At 36.5% G+C, this 20,369-nt stretch carries 26 protein-coding genes; all 26 read left to right on the top strand.

The features are described from left to right. The first annotated feature begins 5 nt into the window (after window positions 1-5). The 26 genes from NST93_RS06040 to NST93_RS05915 all read left to right on the top strand — a co-directional run bounded on the left by NST93_RS06040 (window position 6) and on the right by NST93_RS05915 (window position 20,340). Window positions 6-596, top strand: coding sequence for a MotE family protein (locus NST93_RS06040; RefSeq protein WP_405102192.1), 591 nt, complete (start codon window positions 6-8; stop codon window positions 594-596). Between the two features lie 32 nt (window positions 597-628). Then, on the top strand, window positions 629-2,002 hold the full coding sequence (locus NST93_RS06035; RefSeq protein WP_405102190.1) for a flagellar hook-length control protein FliK: 1,374 nt from the start codon (window positions 629-631) through the stop codon (window positions 2,000-2,002). 9 nt (window positions 2,003-2,011) lie between these two features. Beyond that, a complete protein-coding gene (flgD, locus tag NST93_RS06030) occupies window positions 2,012-2,485 on the top strand; it encodes a flagellar hook assembly protein FlgD (RefSeq protein WP_405103770.1) in 474 nt (157 codons plus the stop codon). A gap of 18 nt (window positions 2,486-2,503) precedes the next feature. Then, window positions 2,504-2,875, top strand: a complete 372-nt coding sequence (locus NST93_RS06025; protein ID WP_405102188.1) for a TIGR02530 family flagellar biosynthesis protein — start codon at window positions 2,504-2,506, stop codon at window positions 2,873-2,875. Window positions 2,876-2,959: 84 nt separating this feature from the next. Then, the gene (gene flgG, locus NST93_RS06020) at window positions 2,960-3,751 is read left to right on the top strand and encodes a flagellar basal body rod protein FlgG (RefSeq protein WP_405102186.1); all 792 of its coding nucleotides are present in this window, start codon (window positions 2,960-2,962) and stop codon (window positions 3,749-3,751) included. Between the two features lie 46 nt (window positions 3,752-3,797). Then, the gene (locus tag NST93_RS06015; protein WP_405102185.1) at window positions 3,798-4,022 is read left to right on the top strand and encodes a flagellar FlbD family protein; all 225 of its coding nucleotides are present in this window, start codon (window positions 3,798-3,800) and stop codon (window positions 4,020-4,022) included. Then, the gene (locus NST93_RS06010) at window positions 4,015-4,431 is read left to right on the top strand and encodes a flagellar basal body-associated FliL family protein (RefSeq protein ID WP_405102183.1); all 417 of its coding nucleotides are present in this window, start codon (window positions 4,015-4,017) and stop codon (window positions 4,429-4,431) included. Before NST93_RS06015 ends, NST93_RS06010 begins: the two co-directional genes overlap by 8 nt. A 34-nt stretch (window positions 4,432-4,465) precedes the next feature. Further along, complete coding sequence (fliM, locus tag NST93_RS06005) at window positions 4,466-5,461, top strand: flagellar motor switch protein FliM (RefSeq protein ID WP_405102181.1); 996 nt, start codon at window positions 4,466-4,468, stop codon at window positions 5,459-5,461. Beyond that, on the top strand, window positions 5,454-6,626 hold the full coding sequence (fliY, locus tag NST93_RS06000) for a flagellar motor switch phosphatase FliY (protein ID WP_405102179.1): 1,173 nt from the start codon (window positions 5,454-5,456) through the stop codon (window positions 6,624-6,626). Before fliM ends, fliY begins: the two co-directional genes overlap by 8 nt. A gap of 23 nt (window positions 6,627-6,649) precedes the next feature. After that, the gene (locus NST93_RS05995) at window positions 6,650-7,012 is read left to right on the top strand and encodes a response regulator (protein ID WP_405102177.1); all 363 of its coding nucleotides are present in this window, start codon (window positions 6,650-6,652) and stop codon (window positions 7,010-7,012) included. Window positions 7,013-7,025: 13 nt separating this feature from the next. Beyond that, complete coding sequence (locus tag NST93_RS05990) at window positions 7,026-7,682, top strand: flagellar biosynthetic protein FliO (protein ID WP_405102175.1); 657 nt, start codon at window positions 7,026-7,028, stop codon at window positions 7,680-7,682. Then, a complete protein-coding gene (fliP, locus tag NST93_RS05985) occupies window positions 7,675-8,340 on the top strand; it encodes a flagellar type III secretion system pore protein FliP (protein ID WP_405102173.1) in 666 nt (221 codons plus the stop codon). Before NST93_RS05990 ends, fliP begins: the two co-directional genes overlap by 8 nt. Window positions 8,341-8,369: 29 nt before the next feature. Next, window positions 8,370-8,639, top strand: a complete 270-nt coding sequence (fliQ, locus tag NST93_RS05980) for a flagellar biosynthesis protein FliQ (protein WP_405102171.1) — start codon at window positions 8,370-8,372, stop codon at window positions 8,637-8,639. A 3-nt stretch (window positions 8,640-8,642) separates the two neighbouring features. Further along, window positions 8,643-9,422 (top strand): flagellar biosynthetic protein FliR, encoded by a 780-nt coding sequence (fliR, locus tag NST93_RS05975; RefSeq protein WP_405102169.1) that lies wholly within the window; start codon window positions 8,643-8,645, stop codon window positions 9,420-9,422. A 1-nt stretch (window position 9,423) separates the two neighbouring features. Next, window positions 9,424-10,503 carry a flagellar biosynthesis protein FlhB gene (gene flhB, locus NST93_RS05970; RefSeq protein ID WP_405102167.1) on the top strand — a complete coding sequence of 360 codons (1,080 nt, stop codon included), beginning with the start codon at window positions 9,424-9,426 and terminating at the stop codon, window positions 10,501-10,503. A 69-nt stretch (window positions 10,504-10,572) separates the two neighbouring features. Further along, complete coding sequence (gene flhA, locus NST93_RS05965; protein WP_405102165.1) at window positions 10,573-12,603, top strand: flagellar biosynthesis protein FlhA; 2,031 nt, start codon at window positions 10,573-10,575, stop codon at window positions 12,601-12,603. Beyond that, window positions 12,600-13,736, top strand: coding sequence for a flagellar biosynthesis protein FlhF (gene flhF, locus NST93_RS05960; protein WP_405102163.1), 1,137 nt, complete (start codon window positions 12,600-12,602; stop codon window positions 13,734-13,736). Before flhA ends, flhF begins: the two co-directional genes overlap by 4 nt. Next, the gene (locus tag NST93_RS05955) at window positions 13,729-14,595 is read left to right on the top strand and encodes a MinD/ParA family protein (protein ID WP_405102161.1); all 867 of its coding nucleotides are present in this window, start codon (window positions 13,729-13,731) and stop codon (window positions 14,593-14,595) included. Before flhF ends, NST93_RS05955 begins: the two co-directional genes overlap by 8 nt. Next, window positions 14,595-15,668, top strand: a complete 1,074-nt coding sequence (locus NST93_RS05950) for a chemotaxis response regulator protein-glutamate methylesterase (protein WP_405102160.1) — start codon at window positions 14,595-14,597, stop codon at window positions 15,666-15,668. Before NST93_RS05955 ends, NST93_RS05950 begins: the two co-directional genes overlap by 1 nt. 40 nt (window positions 15,669-15,708) lie before the next feature. Continuing rightward, entirely contained in the window at window positions 15,709-16,179 is a 471-nt protein-coding gene (locus NST93_RS05945; protein WP_405102158.1) for a chemotaxis protein CheW, read from the top strand. Between the two features lie 5 nt (window positions 16,180-16,184). Then, on the top strand, window positions 16,185-16,820 hold the full coding sequence (locus NST93_RS05940) for a chemotaxis protein CheC (RefSeq protein ID WP_405102156.1): 636 nt from the start codon (window positions 16,185-16,187) through the stop codon (window positions 16,818-16,820). Beyond that, the gene (locus NST93_RS05935) at window positions 16,813-17,310 is read left to right on the top strand and encodes a chemotaxis protein CheD (RefSeq protein ID WP_405102154.1); all 498 of its coding nucleotides are present in this window, start codon (window positions 16,813-16,815) and stop codon (window positions 17,308-17,310) included. The genes NST93_RS05940 and NST93_RS05935 overlap by 8 nt, the downstream gene beginning before the upstream one ends. A 43-nt stretch (window positions 17,311-17,353) precedes the next feature. After that, on the top strand, window positions 17,354-18,127 hold the full coding sequence (locus NST93_RS05930) for a FliA/WhiG family RNA polymerase sigma factor (protein WP_405102152.1): 774 nt from the start codon (window positions 17,354-17,356) through the stop codon (window positions 18,125-18,127). 26 nt (window positions 18,128-18,153) lie between these two features. Beyond that, window positions 18,154-19,530, top strand: coding sequence for a DUF342 domain-containing protein (locus NST93_RS05925; protein WP_405102150.1), 1,377 nt, complete (start codon window positions 18,154-18,156; stop codon window positions 19,528-19,530). 40 nt (window positions 19,531-19,570) lie between these two features. Next, window positions 19,571-19,864, top strand: coding sequence for a hypothetical protein (locus NST93_RS05920; protein ID WP_405102148.1), 294 nt, complete (start codon window positions 19,571-19,573; stop codon window positions 19,862-19,864). Between the two features lie 11 nt (window positions 19,865-19,875). Continuing rightward, complete coding sequence (locus NST93_RS05915; protein ID WP_405102146.1) at window positions 19,876-20,340, top strand: DUF6115 domain-containing protein; 465 nt, start codon at window positions 19,876-19,878, stop codon at window positions 20,338-20,340. The last annotated feature ends 29 nt before the right edge of the window (window positions 20,341-20,369 follow it).

The raw sequence follows: 20,369 nt of genomic DNA, 5'->3' as shown, positions 1-20,369 counted from the left end.
AATAAATGGCCAAGATTGAGCAAGAAGAAAAAAAGAAAATGAATCCAATCCTTTGGACTTTATTCGCAATCATTATTCCGTTAATTATTGTTATAGTAATTATTAGTATTATTTTAGGGATAGCGGGTTTTAATGTAATTGATTGGGCGAAGGAAAAAGGGAGCGAAATACCTGTCATCTCTAAATTTATTTCTACGGATGAGGAGCGCGATGCTTCTCAGGAACTAGAAAGAATGACAACAGCATTAAATAGTAGGGATGAAGAAATTGAACAATTAAATGTTCAAATAAGTGATTTAGAAGCAAATGTTACAGATTTGGAACAGGAAATATTGCGTAAGGAACAGATCATTGATTCGTCAGATACAGTTAATGCAGAAGAGGAACCAGCAGAAACAGATGATCGAATTAAGGAAGTTGCTAAAACATATGAAGAGATGAAAAGTGCAAATGCAGCAGCTATTTTAGAACTGATGGAACAGGATGAAGTGATAACCATACTTCAGGAAATGCCAAATGATGTTCGCGGCAATATATTACAAGCGATGGATGCTGAGAAAGCAGCAAAAATTACTAAGCTATTAATGAATGAATAGTCAACACCCTGACCTGAGGGGAGGTGAAACGAATGAATACAAATCCAATCACTATGTTTTTGATGCCGAAGACACAAGATGTTACGAACTACCAAAGCCAATCGGGCTCGAAACTTGATAAAGCTAAGTCCAACTCCTTTGAAAAAGTGCTGGGTAATATTGGTATGGAAAAACAAGAGGAACAAGAGTCTGTAGATCATCCACTTCATGCTATTGAAACTGACAGTGAAGAGGAAATGAAATTGGAACTTTCTGGCCTTGATCTTGAAACCTTAGAGGAATTAATACTGTTCATGAAGCAAAGTAAAGAGCTAAGTGATGAAGAAATGACATTACTTGAAGAGATGACAGATATGGTTTATGAATTACAAGAGCTCGGAGAAGAATCTTTATTGCCAATAATAAATCTGGCATCAAGTGAAATGATTAAAGACATCTTTGCACAGTATAGAGAAATGGGTTTAACGACACAGTCTGATATAGATACAGAGACATTTAAGCTTATACCATTTCAGCAAATACACGCAATAGATTTGACAGAATTACAAAGGCGCGCAGGACAGATTTATGAAGAAGTAGAGCAATTACTTAATCAAGCTGGTGAAAAGTCAGACATCTCTAAAGTGGCATCAAAAATTTTAGAACTATTAACTGATTGGCAAAAGCTAACACAATCTGGCAGTAAAAATGTAAATCTTCTTACAGGTTTAGATGCAGAAAATAAACAGTTACTAAATGTGTGGCAGGATTTAGTCCGCAACTTTCAAAACCGTACGAGTATGAATCAGCGTAATCAATATCAATTAGATGCAAAGATATCAAATACGGATGTGGTTCGCTGGCTATCACATGCTCTGGATGCTGAGGTTCAGTCTCAAACGGAAAAAGTAACAGTTCAGCCGGCAGCACTATCGACAATGCCGATTTCTAAAGTAGAGCAATTTGTTATCCACATAAATCAAACACAGGGTAATACATCTCCAGATAAGCAATTGATGGAGCAGTTCCAAAAAATTATGGATACAAATCGATTGACAGGTCTGCAAAACAGCCGTGGTAATTTAGCAATTACTTTAAAACCAGGGAATTTAGGCGAAATGCTAGTTAGGTTCACACAGGTTAATGGTGAAATGATGGTGAAAATACTCGTAACTTCTGCGGCGGCAAAGGATATGCTTGAAGGGAATCTTCACCAGCTTCGAAATATGTTCTCACCACACCAAGTTGTAATTGAGAAACAAGAGGCCGCTATCCCACAAAGTCAAGCTGCACAGAATGAACAAAGCAATACAGAGCAACATGATGAAAAAGAGGAACAGAATCATCCTGAAAACCAGCAAAAACAAGGAGAAGATGATAGTTTCTCCAGTATATTTGAAGATTTAGTGCTTAATGAGAAAGTGTAGGTGAAAAGAATGAACACAATTGATCCATCATTATATTTATCCAATCAGTCAAAAACAAGAGAACCAAGTCCTGAGCTGGATAAACAGGGATTCTTGAAGATTTTAATGGCACAGCTACAAAGTCAAGACCCGACAGATCCAATGGACAGTAAAGAAATGGTTTCACAGATGACCCAGCTTTCATCATTGGAACAAATGATGAATATGTCCAGTTCGATTGAAATGCTTGTACAGAGTCAGTTAATGTCTCCGGTCATCGAATACAGCCATATGATTGGAAAAACAGTATCCTATGACAAGGTAAATAGTGAAACGGGGGAACTGGAAGGCAGAACGACAAGTAAGGTTATTGCCGTAACGCAAAGTGATGGCTGGGCTATTTTAGAGCTTGAAAATGGTGAAAAAATATATGCCGATGGTGTTATTGAAGTAAGCGAAGGAAAAGAACCGGAATCAGAACCCGAAACAGAAAAAGAATCTTAATATAGGATGTGAATTGTAATGGATCATCGGATACATCAGGTGCCAAAGCATGCATTACAATTTCCGAACACTGTTAAGCCGAAGCAAGCAAAAACGACAACACATTTCAATGATGTTCTAGCAGCAGAAAGTAAACTCAAGGTAAGCAAGCATGCCTCTGAAAGGCTCAAGGAAAGAAATATCGAGATAACAGATCAGCTTTGGCAGACAATTGGAGAAAAAGTGCAAGAGGCTAGGCAAAAGGGAGTTACAGATTCACTCGTTGTTTTAAACAAGACTGCATTACTAGTAAGTGCAAAAAACAACACAGTAGTAACAGTACTTAATCGTGGAGAAACGGCAAATCGAATCTTCACAAATATTAATGGAACAATCTTAATCGAGGAATAGGCTGGACCCAGAATAAGGGAAGCCAAAAAGCTATTGATTGACAGATATAGCTTATATAACAATTACTAAAGGAGAAATGAAATTATGTTACGTTCAATGTATTCAGGAATTTCTGGGATGAAAAACTTTCAAACAAAATTAGATGTTATTGGTAACAATATCGCTAACGTTAGTACAGCAGGTTTTAAAAAAGGACGCGTTACTTTTCAGGATATGATGTCACAAACAACAACTGCTGCACAAGGTGCAACTGCTAACAGAGGGGGAGTTAACGCTTCACAAGTTGGACTTGGTTCACAGCTGGGTTCGATTGATAATATCCAGACTCAAGGGTTCCGTCAAACAACTAACATTCCATTAGACCTTTCCATTCAAGGAGATGGTATGTTTATCCTTCAATCTGGAACAGAAACGTTCTACACGCGTGCTGGTAACTTTTATCTTGATGAAGATGGATCTATTGTTAACCCGGATGGTTACTTTTTGACTGGTGCGGATGGAAATGAAATTACTATTCCACCAACTGCCCAAAGCTTTAATATTCAGTCTGACGGGGTTGTAAATTATATTGATGAAAATGGCGACAATCAAGAAGCTGGTACAATTGTGCTTGCTAACTTTGCGAATCCAGCAGGTCTGGAACAGGCCGGCAGTAACTTATTTTTAACTACACCTAATGCGGGTGATGAAAATCGTGGTATACCAGATGCTGATGGCCGTGGTTCACTAGTAAGCGGTTCTCTAGAAATGTCTAACGTGGATTTAGCAGAGGAATTTACAGAGATGATTTCTGCACAGCGTGGTTTCCAGGCAAATACGAGAATTATTACAACTTCAGATGAAATTTTACAGGAACTGGTTAACTTAAAACGATAATAAGGAGGTGGGGAGTGCCAGCTGAACCGGCACTCCCGCCAATTATATGATCCAATTGAATAAATTAAATGGTGATACTTTCACTTTAAATGCAACTTTAATAGAGCAGGTCCAATCACTGCCAGATACTACAATTACACTTATCAACGGAAAAAAAATACTAGTTAAAAACTCATTTGAAGAAGTGGTTCGCTTAACAACATTGTTTTACAAAGAAATTGGCCTGCAGCAATTGCAATTATATAAACAGGTAGGTGAAGAAGATGAGTAAGCTAGTAAAAGTCATGGTTACTTCATTTGCAATACTGTTGATTGCTTCTATCGCAACAATTGTTGTTTTGCTTAATGTTGTAAAAGCAGATGATAACAAGGAGTTAACAATTGAGGAAGTTGTGAAGTACTCTTACCAAACGCCTGAAATAACTACAGATTTAGAGGATGGCACTTATGTTAGAATTCAATTTCAAGTAATAACAGATGGTAAGGATGCACATGAAGAAGTAAGTCAGCGGGACTTCCAATTAGTAAATATTTTAATTAAGGAATTAGCAGTTATGAATGAAGAAGATTTTAAATCCGGATTATCTGAACTTGAGCAAGTAATTAAGACAAAGCTTAATGAAGTTATGACGGAAGGTCAGATTACTGACGTGTTAACAATAAATAAAATTCTACAATAGAAATTGTTCTCCATTATGGAGGTGAGATGTTTAAATGGATGAGATTCTTTCACAAAATGAAATAGATGTATTACTTTCTGCTATCACTTCAGGTGAGATGGATGCGGAAGAACTAAAAAAAGAAGAAGAAGAAAAAAAGGTTCGTGTATATGACTTTAAACGAGCTTTGCGCTTTTCCAAAGACCAAATTAGAAGTATATCAAGAATTCATGAAAATTATGCAAGAATGCTAACAACGTTTCTATCATCACAGTTACGAACTTATGTACATATCTCAGTGACATCTGTTGACCAGGTACCCTTTGAGGAATTTATACGTTCGATATCATCTTTAACTGTTTTAAATATATACAGCATGGCACCTCTAAAGGGAAATTTGATAATGGAAATTAATCCAAATATCGCCTATGCATTACTCGATCGAATTCTCGGAGGAAAAGGTGCAGCAGTAACAAAAACAGATAATTTAACTGAAATAGAGATTTTATTATTAAAGCAGATTTTTGAAAAAGCAAGCGGCAATTTAAAAGAATCATGGTCTTCGCTTATTGATGTAGAGCCTGTACTGGAAGAGTTTGAAGAAAATCCCCAATTTATACAAATGGTTGCACCAAATGATACGGTAGTTATTGTATCATTGTCTACCGCGATTGGTGAATCTACGGGGATGATTAATCTTTGTATTCCGCATACATTGCTTGAACCAATTATACCAAAATTATCTGCTCACTATTGGATGGAAAATGCTGCAGAAGAACGGGATGAAGTATCCTATGCCAAACTCACGAGCAGCCTCCAAACGGCTGAAGTCAATCTGACTGCATTATTAGGAGAAACCGAAATTTCAATTAATGAATTTTTGGGCCTCGGGAAGAATGATATCCTTGCTTTAAACCAGCCGATTGATGACCCGCTGCTGCTGAAGATAAATGATGAAACGAAATTCTATGTCCAGCCGGGTGAGCATAAGAAGAAAAAGGCTGTACAAGTTCTTGAAGAAATTACAAAGGGGGAGAGCGCCGATGAATGATGGAATGCTATCTCAAGATGAAATAGATGCGTTATTAAATGTAAGTCCAGATAAAGATGAGAATGCTGATGCAGCAAGTAATGAAGAAGAAGTTGAGTTACTTACTGATATTGAAATTGATACAATTGGTGAGATTGGAAATATCTCCTTTGGCAGCTCGGCTACAACATTATCCACATTGTTACGTCAGAAGGTTGAAATTACAACACCGACTGTTAATGTTATTAAACAAGAAGATATAAAAGATGAGTTTACATTTGAGCCTGTGAGCATTCAAGTAGATTATACTCAAGGCTTTTCAGGAAGAAACGTATTTGTCATTCGCGCAGAAGATGCGGCAATTATTGCTGACATTATGCTGGGCGGTGACGGTACAAACCCTGATGAAACATTGCCGGAGATTTATATAAGCGCAGTACAAGAAGCAATGAACCAAATGATGGGCACTGCTGCTACAAGCATGTCATCTGTGTTCGATAAGAAAGTCGATATATCTCCACCATCGGTTATTGAAGGCTCCATTGAAAAGGATGCTAAAGAAATCTTTAATGAAGCAGTTTATGTGAAGGTATTCTTCAGATTAATCGTTGGTGACTTAATTGATTCAAATATGATGCAGTTGATTCCTTTAAGCTTTGCTAAGGAATTGGTCGGCAATCTATTAAATAATGATCAAGAGCCGGCTGCAACCGTTGAAGCACCAGTACTCGAAAGAGAAAATCAAGAAACAGCAAATAATGCACCTGTTCCAGCAAATAGAGACGGTGGAAGAAATCCAAATCCAGCGGGGCAACCAGAAGAGAAGCAAACACAATACTTAGGAAATAATTTTGATTATAATAGTGCTTCAATCGAAAAAGCATCTTTTTCGAACTTCGAGCAACCAGCTCTATCATCAACCGAACAACGAAATTTAGATATGCTATTAGATATCTCACTTAAAGTAACGGTTGAACTTGGAAGAACGAAGAAATCAATTAAAGATATACTTGATTTATCTGCAGGGTCGATTGTTGAATTGGATAAACTTGCAGGTGAGCCGGTAGATATACTAGTAAATGACAAATTGATTGCTGAAGGTGAAGTTATTGTTATTGATGAAAACTTCGGTGTTCGAGTAACAGATATTATCAGTCAATCTGATCGCTTAATGAAACTTAAATAAACATGTTTTTAGGAGGAAATAAAATGTCTAAAAAAGTACTTATAGTAGATGATGCAGCATTTATGAGAATGATGATTAAAGATATACTTTCAAAAAATGGTTATGAAATTGTTGGTGAAGCACAAGATGGTGCACAAGCTGTAGAAAAATATAAAGAATTAGAACCTGATCTAATTACGATGGACATTACAATGCCAGAAATGGACGGTATAACCGCATTAAAAGAAATTAGAAAGATTAACCCTGATGCGACAGTGATTATGTGTTCAGCAATGGGTCAGCAAGCGATGGTAATTGATGCAATTCAAGCAGGAGCAAAAGACTTTATCGTTAAGCCGTTTCAAGCTGATCGTGTACTTGAAGCAATTCAAAAGGCATTAAGCTAAAGAGCGAATGGGTATGAAATCAATCACAAAACTTTCCGCATTCTTTCTGATTGGATTTATTTTTTTCTTTCAATTTGGCGTTATAACTTATGCTGAAACAGAATATGTTGATGATTGTCTGGAAAACCCACAAAATTGTGAAGAACCACTAGAAGTTGAACCAGAACAAAATACTGGCGAAAATCAGCTATTATCTGAGGATACGGACAGTGGTTCATTATTCTTTGAAATCATCAAACTTGTCTTCGCTTTACTGCTGGTTCTTGCATTGATTTATGTATTTCTTTATTTTCTTAAACGAAGAAATAAGTTAGGTACGCGTATTCAATCACTGGAAAATCTAGGTGGAATTTCAGTTGGTCAGAATAAATCTGTTCAACTAGTCCGACTTGGGGATAATTTATATTTAATTGGGGTAGGAGAAGAAATAACCTTCCTCCAAAAAATTGAAGATGAAGCATTGATTGAAGATATTATGAAAGAAAAAGAAGAACAAGCTGCAGACTTATCTGCCAGTTCAATATTTACCAGTCTTATACAGAAGAAAAGTGACAAAAGCAGCGAGAAAAATTCCAATGATTTTAAAAATATGTTCCATCGCGAATTAGGCAATTTACAGCAAAACAGAAAAAATATAATTGATAAACACAAGGAAGATAATAATGAATGAATTTATTGAGATTTTCTCGAGCTCAGATCCGACAAATATATCTACTTCTGTAAAACTATTGCTATTATTAACGGTATTTTCTTTGGCACCTGGAATTTTAATTCTTATGACAAGTTTTGCAAGAATTATTATCGTGCTTTCTTTTGTCCGAACATCATTGGCAACCCAACAGATGCCACCAAACCAAGTACTTATTGGTCTGGCACTATTTTTAACCTTTTTTATCATGGCACCTACCTTCCAGCAAGTGTATGATGATGCGCTAGAACCGCTATTTGCAGAAGAAATGACATTGGATGAAGCATATGAAAGTGCCAGTGTGCCGATGAAGGAATTCATGGCGAAGCATACGAGACAAAAGGACCTTGCATTATTTTTGAATTATTCAGGGGCAGAACGACCGGAAACAGTTCAGGATATCCCGCTGATGACATTGATTCCTGCTTTCGCAATCAGTGAATTAAAGACTGCTTTTCAAATGGGTTTTATGATATTTATTCCCTTTCTAGTAATTGATATGGCTGTAGCAAGTGTATTGATGTCAATGGGTATGATGATGTTGCCGCCTGTTATGATCTCTCTGCCATTTAAAATTTTACTTTTTGTACTTGTTGATGGCTGGTATCTGGTGACACATTCATTATTAAACGGATTTTAAAAAATTAATCTTGAAGGAGGCTGTTGCGAATGAGCAGCGAATTTGTCTTATCCTTGGCTGAGCGAGGTATATACACGATATTACTCGTTACGGGCCCATTACTTTTGCTTGCGCTTGGTGTTGGACTGCTGGTCAGTATTTTTCAGGCAACAACACAAATTCAAGAACAGACTTTAGCCTTTATTCCTAAAATCGTGGCTGTATTAATTGGATTAATATTCTTTGGTCCATGGATGTTAAACACGGTTGTAGAATTTACGGCAGAAATATTTAATAATTTAAATCGATTTGTGGGGTAAGTGATGCTGGAATATATTAATATAAACAGTCTGCCCGTATTTTTACTTATATTTGTTCGAGTATTATCTTTTTTAGTTACGATGCCTTTATTCTCTTATCGGACAATTCCGCTTCCCTTTAAAATTGGTTTTAGCTTTTTCTTGGCATTCATTATGTTTTATACTGTTGATGCTTCAGCAATTGCTTTTGATCATACGTATATCTTCTTAATTGTTAAAGAAGTACTTGTTGGATTACTTATAGGATTATTTGCTTTTATTATTGTGTCCGCATTACAAGTAGCCGGCGGATTTGTCGATTTCCAGATGGGATTTGCAATTGCAAACGTAATGGATCCACAAACAGGGGCACAAAGTCCACTTTCGGGGCAATATTTCTACATGATTGCTATGTTATTTTTACTTGCAGTGGATGGGCATCATTTAATTATTGATGGGATATTTAATAGCTATAATTTTATTCCAATCGAAACATTTATACCTTTTGAAAATCAATCCATAGCAAATTTTATAATTGATACATTTAATTATATGTTCATTATTGCTTTTCAAATGGCGATACCGCTTGTGGGTACATTATTTTTAGTAGACATTGCTTTAGGGATTATTGCAAGAGCTGTTCCTCAATTAAATGTATTTGTTGTAGGGCTGCCATTAAAGATTATGGTAAGTTTCTTCGCAATTTTAATATTTCTCGCGCTTTATATAACGATTGTTGAAAATCTGTTCCAAACAATGTTTCGGGCAATGCAGCAATTAATGCAATTATTCGGAGGTGCTTAGCTTGCAATTAAAAATGGATTTGCAGTTCTTTGCAGGTGAAAAAACTGAAAAAGCAACCCCGAAGAAACGCCTGGATGAACGGAAGAAAGGTAAAGTTTCCAAGAGTCAGGATATTAATACTGCAATACTATTAATCTTTTCTTTTTTAGCCTTATTTGTTTTTGGCGGCTTTATGCTTGATACAATGCTTCTAATGTTCATCAGTGCCTTTACTGAGTCTATCTACTGGGATGTTACTGCAGAATCGGTACAGCGCGTTTTTAATGGTGCTTCAATTGAAGCGGCAAAAATGCTTGCTCCAATCATGCTGATTGCCATAATTGCTGGATTTGGCTCTAATTTAATGCAAATAGGTTTTTTATTTACAACTGAATCATTAAAATTTGATTTGAAACGAATGGACCCAATTCAAGGGGCGAAACGAATCTTTTCCATTCGGGCATTAGTAGAATTACTAAAATCCTTCCTGAAAATCACTTTGATTGGCGGAATAACATTTTCTATTATCTGGGCCTTTAAAGATGATGTACTTATGCTTGCTTTTACAAATGCAGAAAGTGCATTAGCCTTGTTTGGCAGAGTAGCAATTATTATGGGTCTTTCTGCCACTGCTGCGTTATTCTTTCTCGCTATTCTTGACTATTTGTACCAGCGTTATGACTTTGAAAAGAATATGAGAATGTCAAAGCAGGATATTAAAGACGAGTATAAAAACATGGAAGGAGATCCGTTAATTAAGTCTAAAATTAAAGAAAAACAGCGTATGATGGCAACGAGGAGAATGATGGCCGAAGTCCCTCAAGCCGATGTAGTCATTACAAACCCTACTCACTTTGCAATCGCATTAAAATACAGTGAAGAGAAAGCTGGTGCTCCATATGTAATCGCGAAAGGTGTAGATCAGACCGCATTAAAAATACGTGAGATTGCCAAAGAGCATAATATAGCAACAGTTGAAGATAAGCCCCTCGCACGGTCGCTTTACGCAACTGTTGATATTGGCCAAGAAATACCTGAGGAATTCTACCAAGCAGTGGCAGAAATCCTAGCATATATTTATAGAATAGAGAAAAAAGCATAAGAAATGTTTACATATGAGATTTATCTTACCGCTTTTTGAATAATATCTAGTAATGAGGAGAGACATTTAATGAAAGCACGTGATTTATCAGTACTTATAGCGGTTATTTTAATTATATTAATGTTAGTTATTCCGCTGCCCGGGGGAATATTAAGTGTCCTCATTCTCGTTAATATTATTATTGCATTAGTGGTTATCCTTGTTGCTATGAATACGACAGACGTTCTGCAGTTTTCTGTTTTTCCAACACTGCTCCTATTAATTACGCTGTTTCGTTTAGCCTTGAATGTTTCTACGACTAGAGCAATTTTAGCAGAAGGTGACGCGGGTGGTGTTGTAGAAACGTTTGGTTCCTTTGTAATTGGGGGTAATCCGCTTGTCGGATTTGTTGTCTTTATTATACTGGTAATTATAAACTTTTTAGTTATAACTAAAGGATCTGAACGTGTATCAGAAGTTGCTGCTCGTTTTTCACTTGATTCTATGCCAGGTAAACAAATGAGTGTTGATGCTGATTTGAACGCTGGTCTTATTTCTGAACAGGAATCAAGAGAACGCAGAAAGAAAATTGAAAAAGAAGCAGATTTCCATGGATCGATGGATGGTGCAAGTAAATTTGTTAAGGGAGATGCAATTGCGGGTATAATCATTGTACTCATCAATATTATCTTCGGAATTATAATTGGTATGGTTCAAATGGGGCTATCTCTAAATGAATCAGTAGAATTATTTACTCGTCTGACTGTAGGGGATGGGCTAGTGAGCCAAATACCTGCATTGCTTATGTCTACAGCTACTGGTATTGTTGTAACTCGTTCAAGTGATGGAAATAATCTTGGAACAGATGTGATCAATCAGTTATCTCAATATCCGAAGCTGTTATATATAGCGGCTGGTACAATCTTCTTGCTGGGTCTCACACCAATCAACTTCATGCTGACAACTTCGCTTGCAGGGCTGCTCGCTTTCACAGCCTATATGATGCAAAGAAAGCCAGATGTACCAGATCTGCCAGATGAGGAAGAAATTGATGAAGCGGAAAGTTCCGCCATGCGAGCTCCGGAAAATGTTGTGAATCTGATCAATATGGATCCAATTGAGTTTGAGTTCGGTTACGCATTAATTCCTTTAGCAGATGCCAATCAGGGTGGAGACTTACTTGAGCGGGTTATAATGATTCGGCGCCAGCTGGCAATTGAGCTTGGCATGGTTATTCCGGTAGTCCGAATACGCGATAATATTCAGTTGAACCCGAATGAGTATCGTTTGAAGATCAAAGGGAATGAAGTTGCTGCTGGAGAATTAATGCTGGATCATTATTTAGCGATGGGTCCTGATATGGATGATACGATTGAAGGGATTGATACACTGGAGCCTGCTTTTGGGCTTCCAGCAAAATGGATTACGGAAGAATATAAGGATGAAGCTGAATTATCAGGATATACTGTTGTAGATCCGCCATCAGTTGTTTCTACACATATTACAGAAGTAATTAAACAGCAAGCACATAGTTTACTTGGTCGACAGGAAACAAAACAACTAATCGATCATTTAAAGGAAAGCAATCCAATCCTTGTCGAGGAAGTTACTCCAGAACCATTGGCAATAGGCGATGTACAAAAAGTACTGGCAAAACTGCTTCGTGAAAATATCTCAATACGCAACCTGCCAGTCATTTTTGAAACACTTGCAGATTTTTCAAAAATGACGAACGATACAGAACTTCTAGCTGAGTATGCGAGACAAGCTTTATCCGCACAAATCACTAAACAATATGCTTCTCCTGATATGACTCTAAGAGTAATTACTGTATCTGGAAAAGTGGAAAAATTGATTGCGGAAAACATTCAGCATACAGAACATGGAAATTACCTATCACTCGATCCTGAAGAACAACAAGAAGTGATTACAACGATTCATAAAGAGGTTGAAAAATTAGCACTGCAGGAAGAAACAGCGATATTGCTTTGTTCACCTGCAATTCGTATGTATTTGAAACAACTGTTAGATCGTTTTCTACCACAGGTGGTTGTTTTATCCTATAATGAACTTGAGCCTAATGTCCAGGTACAAAGTGCTGGGGTGGTGAATATTGCATGAAAGTAAAAAAATACGTTGCAAAAACAATGCCTGAAGTTATGAATGTCATTCGTAAAGAGCTGGGATCTGAGGCAGTAATCCTTCAATCGAAGGAAGTAAAACGTAAGGGATTGCTTGGGATATTTAACAAGACTAATATTGAAGTGATTGCTGCGCTTGATCCGCAGCCAGTTAAACCGAAAGTTAATGAAGAGATAATTGATAACAAACAGAAAATTACTAATAATACTCCAGTAATTTCTGATGTAAAGTCTGAGAAAAAGGAACAGGCAATTTTAGCGGAAATTAAACAGTTAAAAAAGATATTGGAGTTGCAATCTGAAAAAAGCGGAAACACATTTTCACCTGATGAAGAACTAATGTTGCATCATTTACTTGAACAGGACGTAGAACCTGTCCTTGCTGAGGAGATTATTCGTACAGCTGCAAATGAATTTTCGTATGGAAAAACTCCTCTCGCATTTCAGGAATTGCAACAAGCTGTACAAGCAGTTATTAAAGAAGGTTTGGAAGAATATGCTTCTAAAGGAATTACCGGAAAACATAAAATTGTTCAGTTTGTAGGTCCAACTGGAGTTGGAAAAACGACAACAATTGCTAAAGTAGCAGCTAAGCTTATATTGCAGGACAAAAAGAAGGTTGCTTTTATAACCACAGATACATATCGTATCGCAGCAATTGAACAGCTTAAAACGTATGCACGCATTTTAAATGTCCCTGTAGAAGTCGCATATAATGTGCAAGATTATCAAGCGGCCGTTCAAAAGCTCGATGCCTATGACCTAATATTTGTTGATACAGCTGGAAGAAATTTTAGAGATGCAAAGTATATTAATGAGTTAAAATCAATGATGGGAGATTTTGAAAATCTTGCAACCTATCTTGTTCTATCTCTTACAGCAAAACCAAAAGATATAGTTGATATATATGATCAATTTTATCAAATCCCACTTACGGAAGTGATTTTTACGAAGCTTGATGAAACAACACAATACGGCAGTTTGTTAAATATTGTGTTAAAAAAACAAATTGGAATTGCTTATTTCACTAATGGGCAAGATGTTCCTGATAATTTATTGCAGCTGACAGCAAGTGAGATGAGTAAGCTTGTAGCGGGTGAACAAAATGAATGATCAGGCGGCAAGGCTCCGAAGAAAGGTTGAAATTACCAATAATCCGAGACAGGCGAAGACAATCGCAATTGTAAGTGGTAAAGGTGGAGTTGGGAAGTCAAATATAGCGTTAAACTTTTCTTTAGAACTAATGAATCAGGGAAAAAAGGTAATTATATTTGATTTAGATATAGGAATGGGAAATATTAATATTTTGCTAGGTTTACAACCTAAAAATTCAATTGTAGATTTATTTAATGAAGGACTTTCTGTGCACGATATTATTGAGCATGGTCCAAACGGTTTATCATTTATTGCTGGAGGCTCAGGGCTTTCAGGCTTTCTGCAGCTCGATGAATCAAAAAGGAATTACTTTTTTGACCAATATAATGAGCTTATACAGATGTACGATTATATTATTTTTGATATGGGTGCTGGTGCAACAGACGACAGTTTATTCTTTATACTTGCTGCTGATGAATGTGTGGTTGTAACCACTCCCGAGCCAACATCAATCACAGATGCTTATAGTATGATCAAACATATCGTCCACAATGGAGGAAAGATGCCAATTCAAATTGTTTTGAATCGCTCGACTTCCCGTAAAGAAGGAGCTCTTGCTTTAGAACGGTTCCAGCAGGTGGTGCATAAGTTTCTCGATATTCAGACGACTGTACTGGGAGTGATGCCAGATGATAAAACAGTGACACAAGCAGTTATTCGTCAAACACCATATATGATGCTGGATGAAAAATCACAAGTGTCAAAAGCAATGCGAAAACTGACAGAAAAATATGTGTTGGCATCCAATAAAAATAATACTGCGGAAACAAAAACCTTCACTGAAAAATTAAAAAAATTACTGCGAGGTAAAGTTTAATGGAGCAAATTCGTGTGCTTGTTATTGACGATTCAGCATTTATGCGAAAAATGATTTCAGATATCATTGATAGTGATCCACGCCTTCAAGTAATAGGAACGGCAAGAAATGGAGAAACAGGAATACAGAAAATCAGAGAACTTTCTCCTGATGTTGTAACAATGGATGTCAATATGCCTGTTATGGATGGGATAAGTGCACTGCAGGTAATCATGAGAACAAATCCTGTTCCAGTAATTATGTTATCAAGTCAAACTGCAAACGGAACAGAAGAAACAATTAAAGCCATTGAAAATGGTGCAGTTGATTTTATTATGAAACCATCTGGAGAAATTTCACTTAATATAGACATCATTAAAAATGAAATCATTTCAAAAGTGATTGCAGCTTGCCATGCGACACTGCCTAGTAAGGAAACAAGCAGAAAAGCTAATCGAATGGCAGTTCAAGAGAAGGAATTTATTCAACCACGTAAAAGTTCTAATAAAAGAACAATTGTAATACTCGGAACATCTACAGGGGGGCCGCGCGCGTTACAAAAAGTACTAACAAATCTTCCAAAGGATTTTAAAGATCCATTGCTGATCGTGCAGCATATGCCCCCTGGATTTACTAAATCACTGGCAAAGCGTCTAGATACCTTATGTCATCTTCATGTAAAAGAGGCAGAGCATGGTGAATTATTAAAAGAAAAGACAGTCTACATTGCACCTGGGGATTATCATATGAGAGTTGAGCCAAGAGGTACAGAACTCGTCATTAACAATATGAAAGATGAGCCGATAAATAGCCATCGACCTTCTGTAGATGCTCTTTTTGAATCTGTTTCTGTTTTGAAAAATATTAATAAGGTTGCAGTTGTATTAACCGGTATGGGAAGCGATGGTTCCGATGGAATTCAAAAACTTAAACAAACAGATGAGAATTGTATAGTAATCAGTGAATCGGAAGAGACGGCAGTTATCTACGGTATGCCAAAAGCAGCCTATGAAACAGGTGCAGTAGATCAAGTGTTGCCACTAGAGCAAGTAGGCGAGTTTTTAGGAAAGATTACACAATCATTAATGAGATAAAATTATTGTAAATAAAAACTCGAATAAGGAGATGTTGACAATGGAAAATGATTCATTAAATCATTTAAAAGTTATTGTTTTTAAATTAGAAAATGAGGAATACGCCCTTCCAGTAGAGCATGTTGGAGCCATTGAAAGAATGCAGCCAATTACTAGGATTCCAGAAACTGCTGATTTTGTAAAAGGTGTAATTAATCTGCGCGGTGTTATTATTCCTGTGATTGATTTACGCTTGCGGTTTGGTTTGGAAGAAGCAGAACTGACTAACGATAATCGAATTATTATCGTACACTTGAAAGATTATGAAGTTGGTTTAGTAGTCGATGCGGCGAATGATGTCATTGACATTCCGAAGAATATCATTGAAGCACCGCCCGAAGTAATTGGATCTGTCGATATCGATTATATTCAAGGTGTTGCGAAAGTAGAAAATCGCTTATTTGTACTGCTTGATTTAGAAAAAGTACTGACAACAGATCAAAAGGATTTGCTTTCGAAATTGGAAGGATAGAGGGTATGTCATTTACTAATTTAACATCCATGCATGTTGATGTGTTACGAGAGATAGGTAATATCGGTGCAGGCAATGCAACTACTTCACTGTCTCAGCTATTAAACAAAAAAATAGATATGGTTTTGCCGTCGGTTAATATTGTTACGTTTGATGAAATGATCGAATTAATCGGCAGTCCGGAAGAAATTGTGGTTGCGGTACTGTTTCGAATATACGGTGATGCGCCAAGTACAGTTATTCTTATCCTGACTGTTGCAGAGGCGGAGACTTTAGTTCGTTCCATGACAAATAATCCGGAATTTACATTAACGATGGATGTGTCTTCTGACCAAATGGCAATGTCTGCATTGGAGGAAGTTGGAAACATTGTAGCAGGCTCATATATTGCAGCACTTTCTGATTTTACAGGATTACATCTTCAGCCATCGGTGCCCCATTTGGGGATTGACATGGCAGCTTCTATTCTAACTTATGGTCTGATAGAACTGTCTCAAGTATCTGATCATGCAATCGTAATTGATTCGAAGGTAGATAGCAATGAGCAGGAGAATACAATGAAAGGTAATTTATTTTTATTACCTAACCCAGATTCATTAAATGTCATATTTCAAGCGTTAGGAATAAATCATAATGAATAAAATAGGAACGATTGTGAAAGTTGGAATTGCTGATTTAAATACAGTTTATGCGCCTGATACAATTAGAACGTTAGGACTTGGATCCTGTGTTGGTATTGTGATTTATGATCCACAAAAGAAAGTCGCTGGATTATCCCATGTACTTCTGCCAGACTCCAGTTTAGGAAAACAGAAAACAATGAATGAATTTAAATATGCGGATACAGCATTGCCAATTCTTGTTAATCGCTTGCTAAATATGGGAGCGAGAAAGTATGCATTAAAAGCGAAAATTGCTGGTGGTGCTGAAATGTTTAAATTCACATCCAACTCAGATATTATGAGAATAGGACCGAGAAATGTAGATGCGGTTCTAGAACAGCTGGGTATTTTACAAATACCTGTAGTAGCTCAAGATGTTGGCGGAAATATAGGAAGAACTATTGAATTTGATCCAGCGACAAGTATGTTAAAGATTCGAAAAGTAAATAAAGAAGAAATCTATTTATAATGTATTCAACTGCCATCAATTTAAAGGAAGGAGTGTAGATCCGATGAATTCCAGTTATTCATCTCATGAACAAAAGCTTTGGCACCAATGGGAAAAACAAGGAAATGACACGGTTTTAAATGAATTAATCGAATATTATATGTATCTTGTTCATTTCCATGTTGATCGTATCGCAACTCACTTACCCAACAATGTAAGCAAAGATGATATTAAAAGCTTCGGTTTACTTGGTCTGTATGATGCGATTAAAAAATTTGAATCAGAACGAAATTTAAAATTCGATACCTATGCTTCCTTTCGAATTAAAGGCTCAATAATTGATGGCTTGCGGAAAGAAGATTGGCTGCCAAGAACTCTAAGGGAAAAAACCAAAAAAGTAGACAGGGTATCTCAACAGCTAGAACAGGAATTACAAAGAATGCCTACGTCAGAAGAAATTGCTGAAAGGCTTGATATGACTGCGGATGAAGTAGAAGCGGTTGTTAAAGATACACTTTTTTCTAATGTGTTATCCATTGAAGAAAAGTCAAAGAGCAATGATGAATTTAATGAAGGCATCGGTTATACAATTCCTGATGAACATGCGTTCCAACCAGAGCAGGAGGTACTGCAGCAAGAATTAAAGCTCGAATTAGTAGATGGTATTAAACAATTAAATGAAAATGAGCAAATGGTTATCAGTCTTTTCTATAAAGAAGAATTGACTCTAACTGAAATTGGACATGTGCTGGGGTTAACCACTTCGAGAATTTCGCAAATACATAAAAATGCAATTTACAAATTAAAAAATGTCTTAAATAAAATACAAAAAGTCTAATTGTCATATTAAAAGGGGAATATATGATGGAGATGTTGGCTGAATATTTTCGTATTATATTTGACGAGGAGAAATTGATTGCACAAATAGAGAGGAAAACATCTTTTTCTGAACTCGAGGAAGAATTAAAAATAGACGAACAGGATTTAAAAGAATTTCTTGCATCACATCAAATCATACATGGATTACAAGATGAAACATTAGAATTATTTGCGAAGTTTCCTGCTAAAATGGAATATCCATTATTAATTGCGGAAGGTCAATATCCGATAAATGGAGTAGATGGAAACATAAAATTTGTTTTTGATTTTAAAGAAGAAATTAACCGTGATTCAAAGTGGAATTTCCGTGACGTAATGAAAATTCCATCTGTTTCAAAAGGCCAGCGCCTAGCTAAATTAATTGGACCAGAAAAAGGTGTAGATGGGCTGGATGTTACTGGCACCGTTGTAAAAGCGAATCCAGGCAAACCTGCAGCAGCTACAGCAGGCAAAAATGTTGTCTATCGCGAAGAAGACAGCACTTTTTTTGCAACTGAAAATGGTCAATTTAATCTCTCAGGCAGAAAATTGAATGTCTATCCCGAGTATGAAGTAAATGAAACACTATCATTAAAGGATGGGAATCTTGATTTTATTGGTACAATTATTATTCGTGGAGATGTACCAACAGGCTTTACTGTAAAAGCAGAGGGAGATATTAAAATATTTGGTATGGTTGAAGCTGCTACAATTATTGCAGGTGGCTCAATTTATGTGACTGAAGGCATTTCAGGTCAGGAAAAAGGCAGTTTAGAAGCAGGAGAAAATATTCATATTGCGTATATAAACCAGGCAAAAATTTACGCTGGCAATGATCTATTTGTCGAGAATTCAATTCTTCACAGTGAATGCTTGGCAAACGGCCATGTTTATTGCCAGAAAGGCAGCATCGCCGGCGGCAGCATTTCCGCTGGTAAAACAATAGAAGCCCGTGATGTCGGAACAAGGATGAATACGAAAACGGAGATCACTTTAGGAATGAATAAGTTACTTTTAGAAAGAGAACAAAATCTCCTTAATAAAAAACAAGAACTCGAACTTCTGTTAGAAAAGTTAAAAATATTGGGACAAAAACTTGCAACTCAAGACACTGCAAATCCCAAAATTCGCATTTCTCTCCTTCGTCAAAGACATTCTTTTGCGAAAACAAAAGAACAGTTGACAGAAATAGGTGAGGAGTTATTATTGCTTAATACATCATTGGGAGATCTAAAGGAAGCAAAGCTAATCGTTCGTAATTTTATTTATCAAAATGTTAATGTCAGTTTTGGAAAATATAAACGAAGTATCAAGTCGAACTATCATTATATTGAAATGAGTCTGCATGAAAATGAAATAGCACTGCACCAGCTTTATGGATAAGTCTTATATAGAAGCTAAAGAATAAAAGAGGTGGTTGGCTATGAGCTGGAAATCAATTGAGATGCAGGTCGCACTGCCGAGAACTCAGGATGCCGGAAAAATACAGGAACAGCTGCAAAAACAACCAGAAATACTTCAAAGTGCGCTCACTCAGTCTCAGTTAAAACAAGAAAAAATTAAGCGAACACGTGTAAGCGAATCTGAGAAATCGGAAAAACTCAGATTAAAAAAAGACAAAACAGATAGTAGTTCCCAAGAGTTAGAAAAAGAGATTGTTGCCGAAAAGGACATTACTCATCCTTACTTAGGGAAAAGCGTTGATTTTAACGGATAGAGGTGGATTTTATGGTCTCATTTTTACTTATCATCAGTTTTTTGCTTCATATTATAACGTTATTTGCTGTTTTCCAGCTCTTTAAACAATTACAAACTAAAAAACAGTCTAACAACGCACAAGAAGTGATGGAAGTACTTCAAATATACCTAGATGAAATAAAACAAGAAAATAATGAGCTTAAAAGCCTATTAAAACAAGAAAAAGTTTCAACCGAAGAAAAGAAAGCGCATAACAAGCAGACAATACAAGATATAGCAGAGAAAAAACAGAATCGCGAAAAAGCAGCGAAAACTGAATTATCGGAGCTTGACGATTTGGTAAATCAATTGCCAGGCTATCAAGTGGATGCTTCTCTAGAATCTAGGGTTTTACAGCTTCATTCAAAAGGAAAATCTATTGAAGAAATCGCTAAAGCTTTAGATTGTGGAAAAACAGAAGCAGAACTTATCATTAAGCTCTATCAAAAAGCATAAAAGGCTTGCTTCCTTTCTTCAATTATGAT

The organism is Oceanobacillus sp. FSL H7-0719 (genome assembly GCF_045040795.1).
Classification (GTDB): Bacteria; Bacillota; Bacilli; order Bacillales; family Amphibacillaceae; genus Oceanobacillus.
Note: the sequence above shows the minus strand (reverse complement) of the source record. Positions and strands in the feature narration are given on the sequence as shown.

Bases quoted from the DNA above. Each gene is read 5' to 3' on its own strand.
- NST93_RS05925 (WP_405102150.1), top strand. From the start codon at position 18,154: ATGGAGATGTTGGCTGAATATTTTCGTATTATATTTGACGAGGAGAAA.
- NST93_RS06040 (WP_405102192.1), top strand. From the start codon at position 6: ATGGCCAAGATTGAGCAAGAAGAAAAAAAGAAAATGAATCCAATCCTT.
- NST93_RS06010 (WP_405102183.1), top strand. From the start codon at position 4,015: ATGAGTAAGCTAGTAAAAGTCATGGTTACTTCATTTGCAATACTGTTG.
- flgG (WP_405102186.1), top strand. From the start codon at position 2,960: ATGTTACGTTCAATGTATTCAGGAATTTCTGGGATGAAAAACTTTCAA.
- flhF (WP_405102163.1), top strand. From the start codon at position 12,600: ATGAAAGTAAAAAAATACGTTGCAAAAACAATGCCTGAAGTTATGAAT.
- fliR (WP_405102169.1), top strand. From the start codon at position 8,643: ATGCTGGAATATATTAATATAAACAGTCTGCCCGTATTTTTACTTATA.
- NST93_RS05935 (WP_405102154.1), top strand. From the start codon at position 16,813: ATGAATAAAATAGGAACGATTGTGAAAGTTGGAATTGCTGATTTAAAT.
- NST93_RS06025 (WP_405102188.1), top strand. From the start codon at position 2,504: ATGGATCATCGGATACATCAGGTGCCAAAGCATGCATTACAATTTCCG.
- NST93_RS05915 (WP_405102146.1), top strand. From the start codon at position 19,876: ATGGTCTCATTTTTACTTATCATCAGTTTTTTGCTTCATATTATAACG.
- NST93_RS06035 (WP_405102190.1), top strand. From the start codon at position 629: ATGAATACAAATCCAATCACTATGTTTTTGATGCCGAAGACACAAGAT.
- fliQ (WP_405102171.1), top strand. From the start codon at position 8,370: ATGAGCAGCGAATTTGTCTTATCCTTGGCTGAGCGAGGTATATACACG.
- NST93_RS05920 (WP_405102148.1), top strand. From the start codon at position 19,571: ATGAGCTGGAAATCAATTGAGATGCAGGTCGCACTGCCGAGAACTCAG.
- fliM (WP_405102181.1), top strand. From the start codon at position 4,466: ATGGATGAGATTCTTTCACAAAATGAAATAGATGTATTACTTTCTGCT.
- NST93_RS05930 (WP_405102152.1), top strand. From the start codon at position 17,354: ATGAATTCCAGTTATTCATCTCATGAACAAAAGCTTTGGCACCAATGG.
- NST93_RS05955 (WP_405102161.1), top strand. From the start codon at position 13,729: ATGAATGATCAGGCGGCAAGGCTCCGAAGAAAGGTTGAAATTACCAAT.
- NST93_RS05950 (WP_405102160.1), top strand. From the start codon at position 14,595: ATGGAGCAAATTCGTGTGCTTGTTATTGACGATTCAGCATTTATGCGA.
- NST93_RS05945 (WP_405102158.1), top strand. From the start codon at position 15,709: ATGGAAAATGATTCATTAAATCATTTAAAAGTTATTGTTTTTAAATTA.
- fliP (WP_405102173.1), top strand. From the start codon at position 7,675: ATGAATGAATTTATTGAGATTTTCTCGAGCTCAGATCCGACAAATATA.
- NST93_RS05990 (WP_405102175.1), top strand. From the start codon at position 7,026: ATGAAATCAATCACAAAACTTTCCGCATTCTTTCTGATTGGATTTATT.
- NST93_RS05940 (WP_405102156.1), top strand. From the start codon at position 16,185: ATGTCATTTACTAATTTAACATCCATGCATGTTGATGTGTTACGAGAG.
- fliY (WP_405102179.1), top strand. From the start codon at position 5,454: ATGAATGATGGAATGCTATCTCAAGATGAAATAGATGCGTTATTAAAT.
- flhA (WP_405102165.1), top strand. From the start codon at position 10,573: ATGAAAGCACGTGATTTATCAGTACTTATAGCGGTTATTTTAATTATA.
- NST93_RS06015 (WP_405102185.1), top strand. From the start codon at position 3,798: ATGATCCAATTGAATAAATTAAATGGTGATACTTTCACTTTAAATGCA.
- flgD (WP_405103770.1), top strand. From the start codon at position 2,012: ATGAACACAATTGATCCATCATTATATTTATCCAATCAGTCAAAAACA.
- NST93_RS05995 (WP_405102177.1), top strand. From the start codon at position 6,650: ATGTCTAAAAAAGTACTTATAGTAGATGATGCAGCATTTATGAGAATG.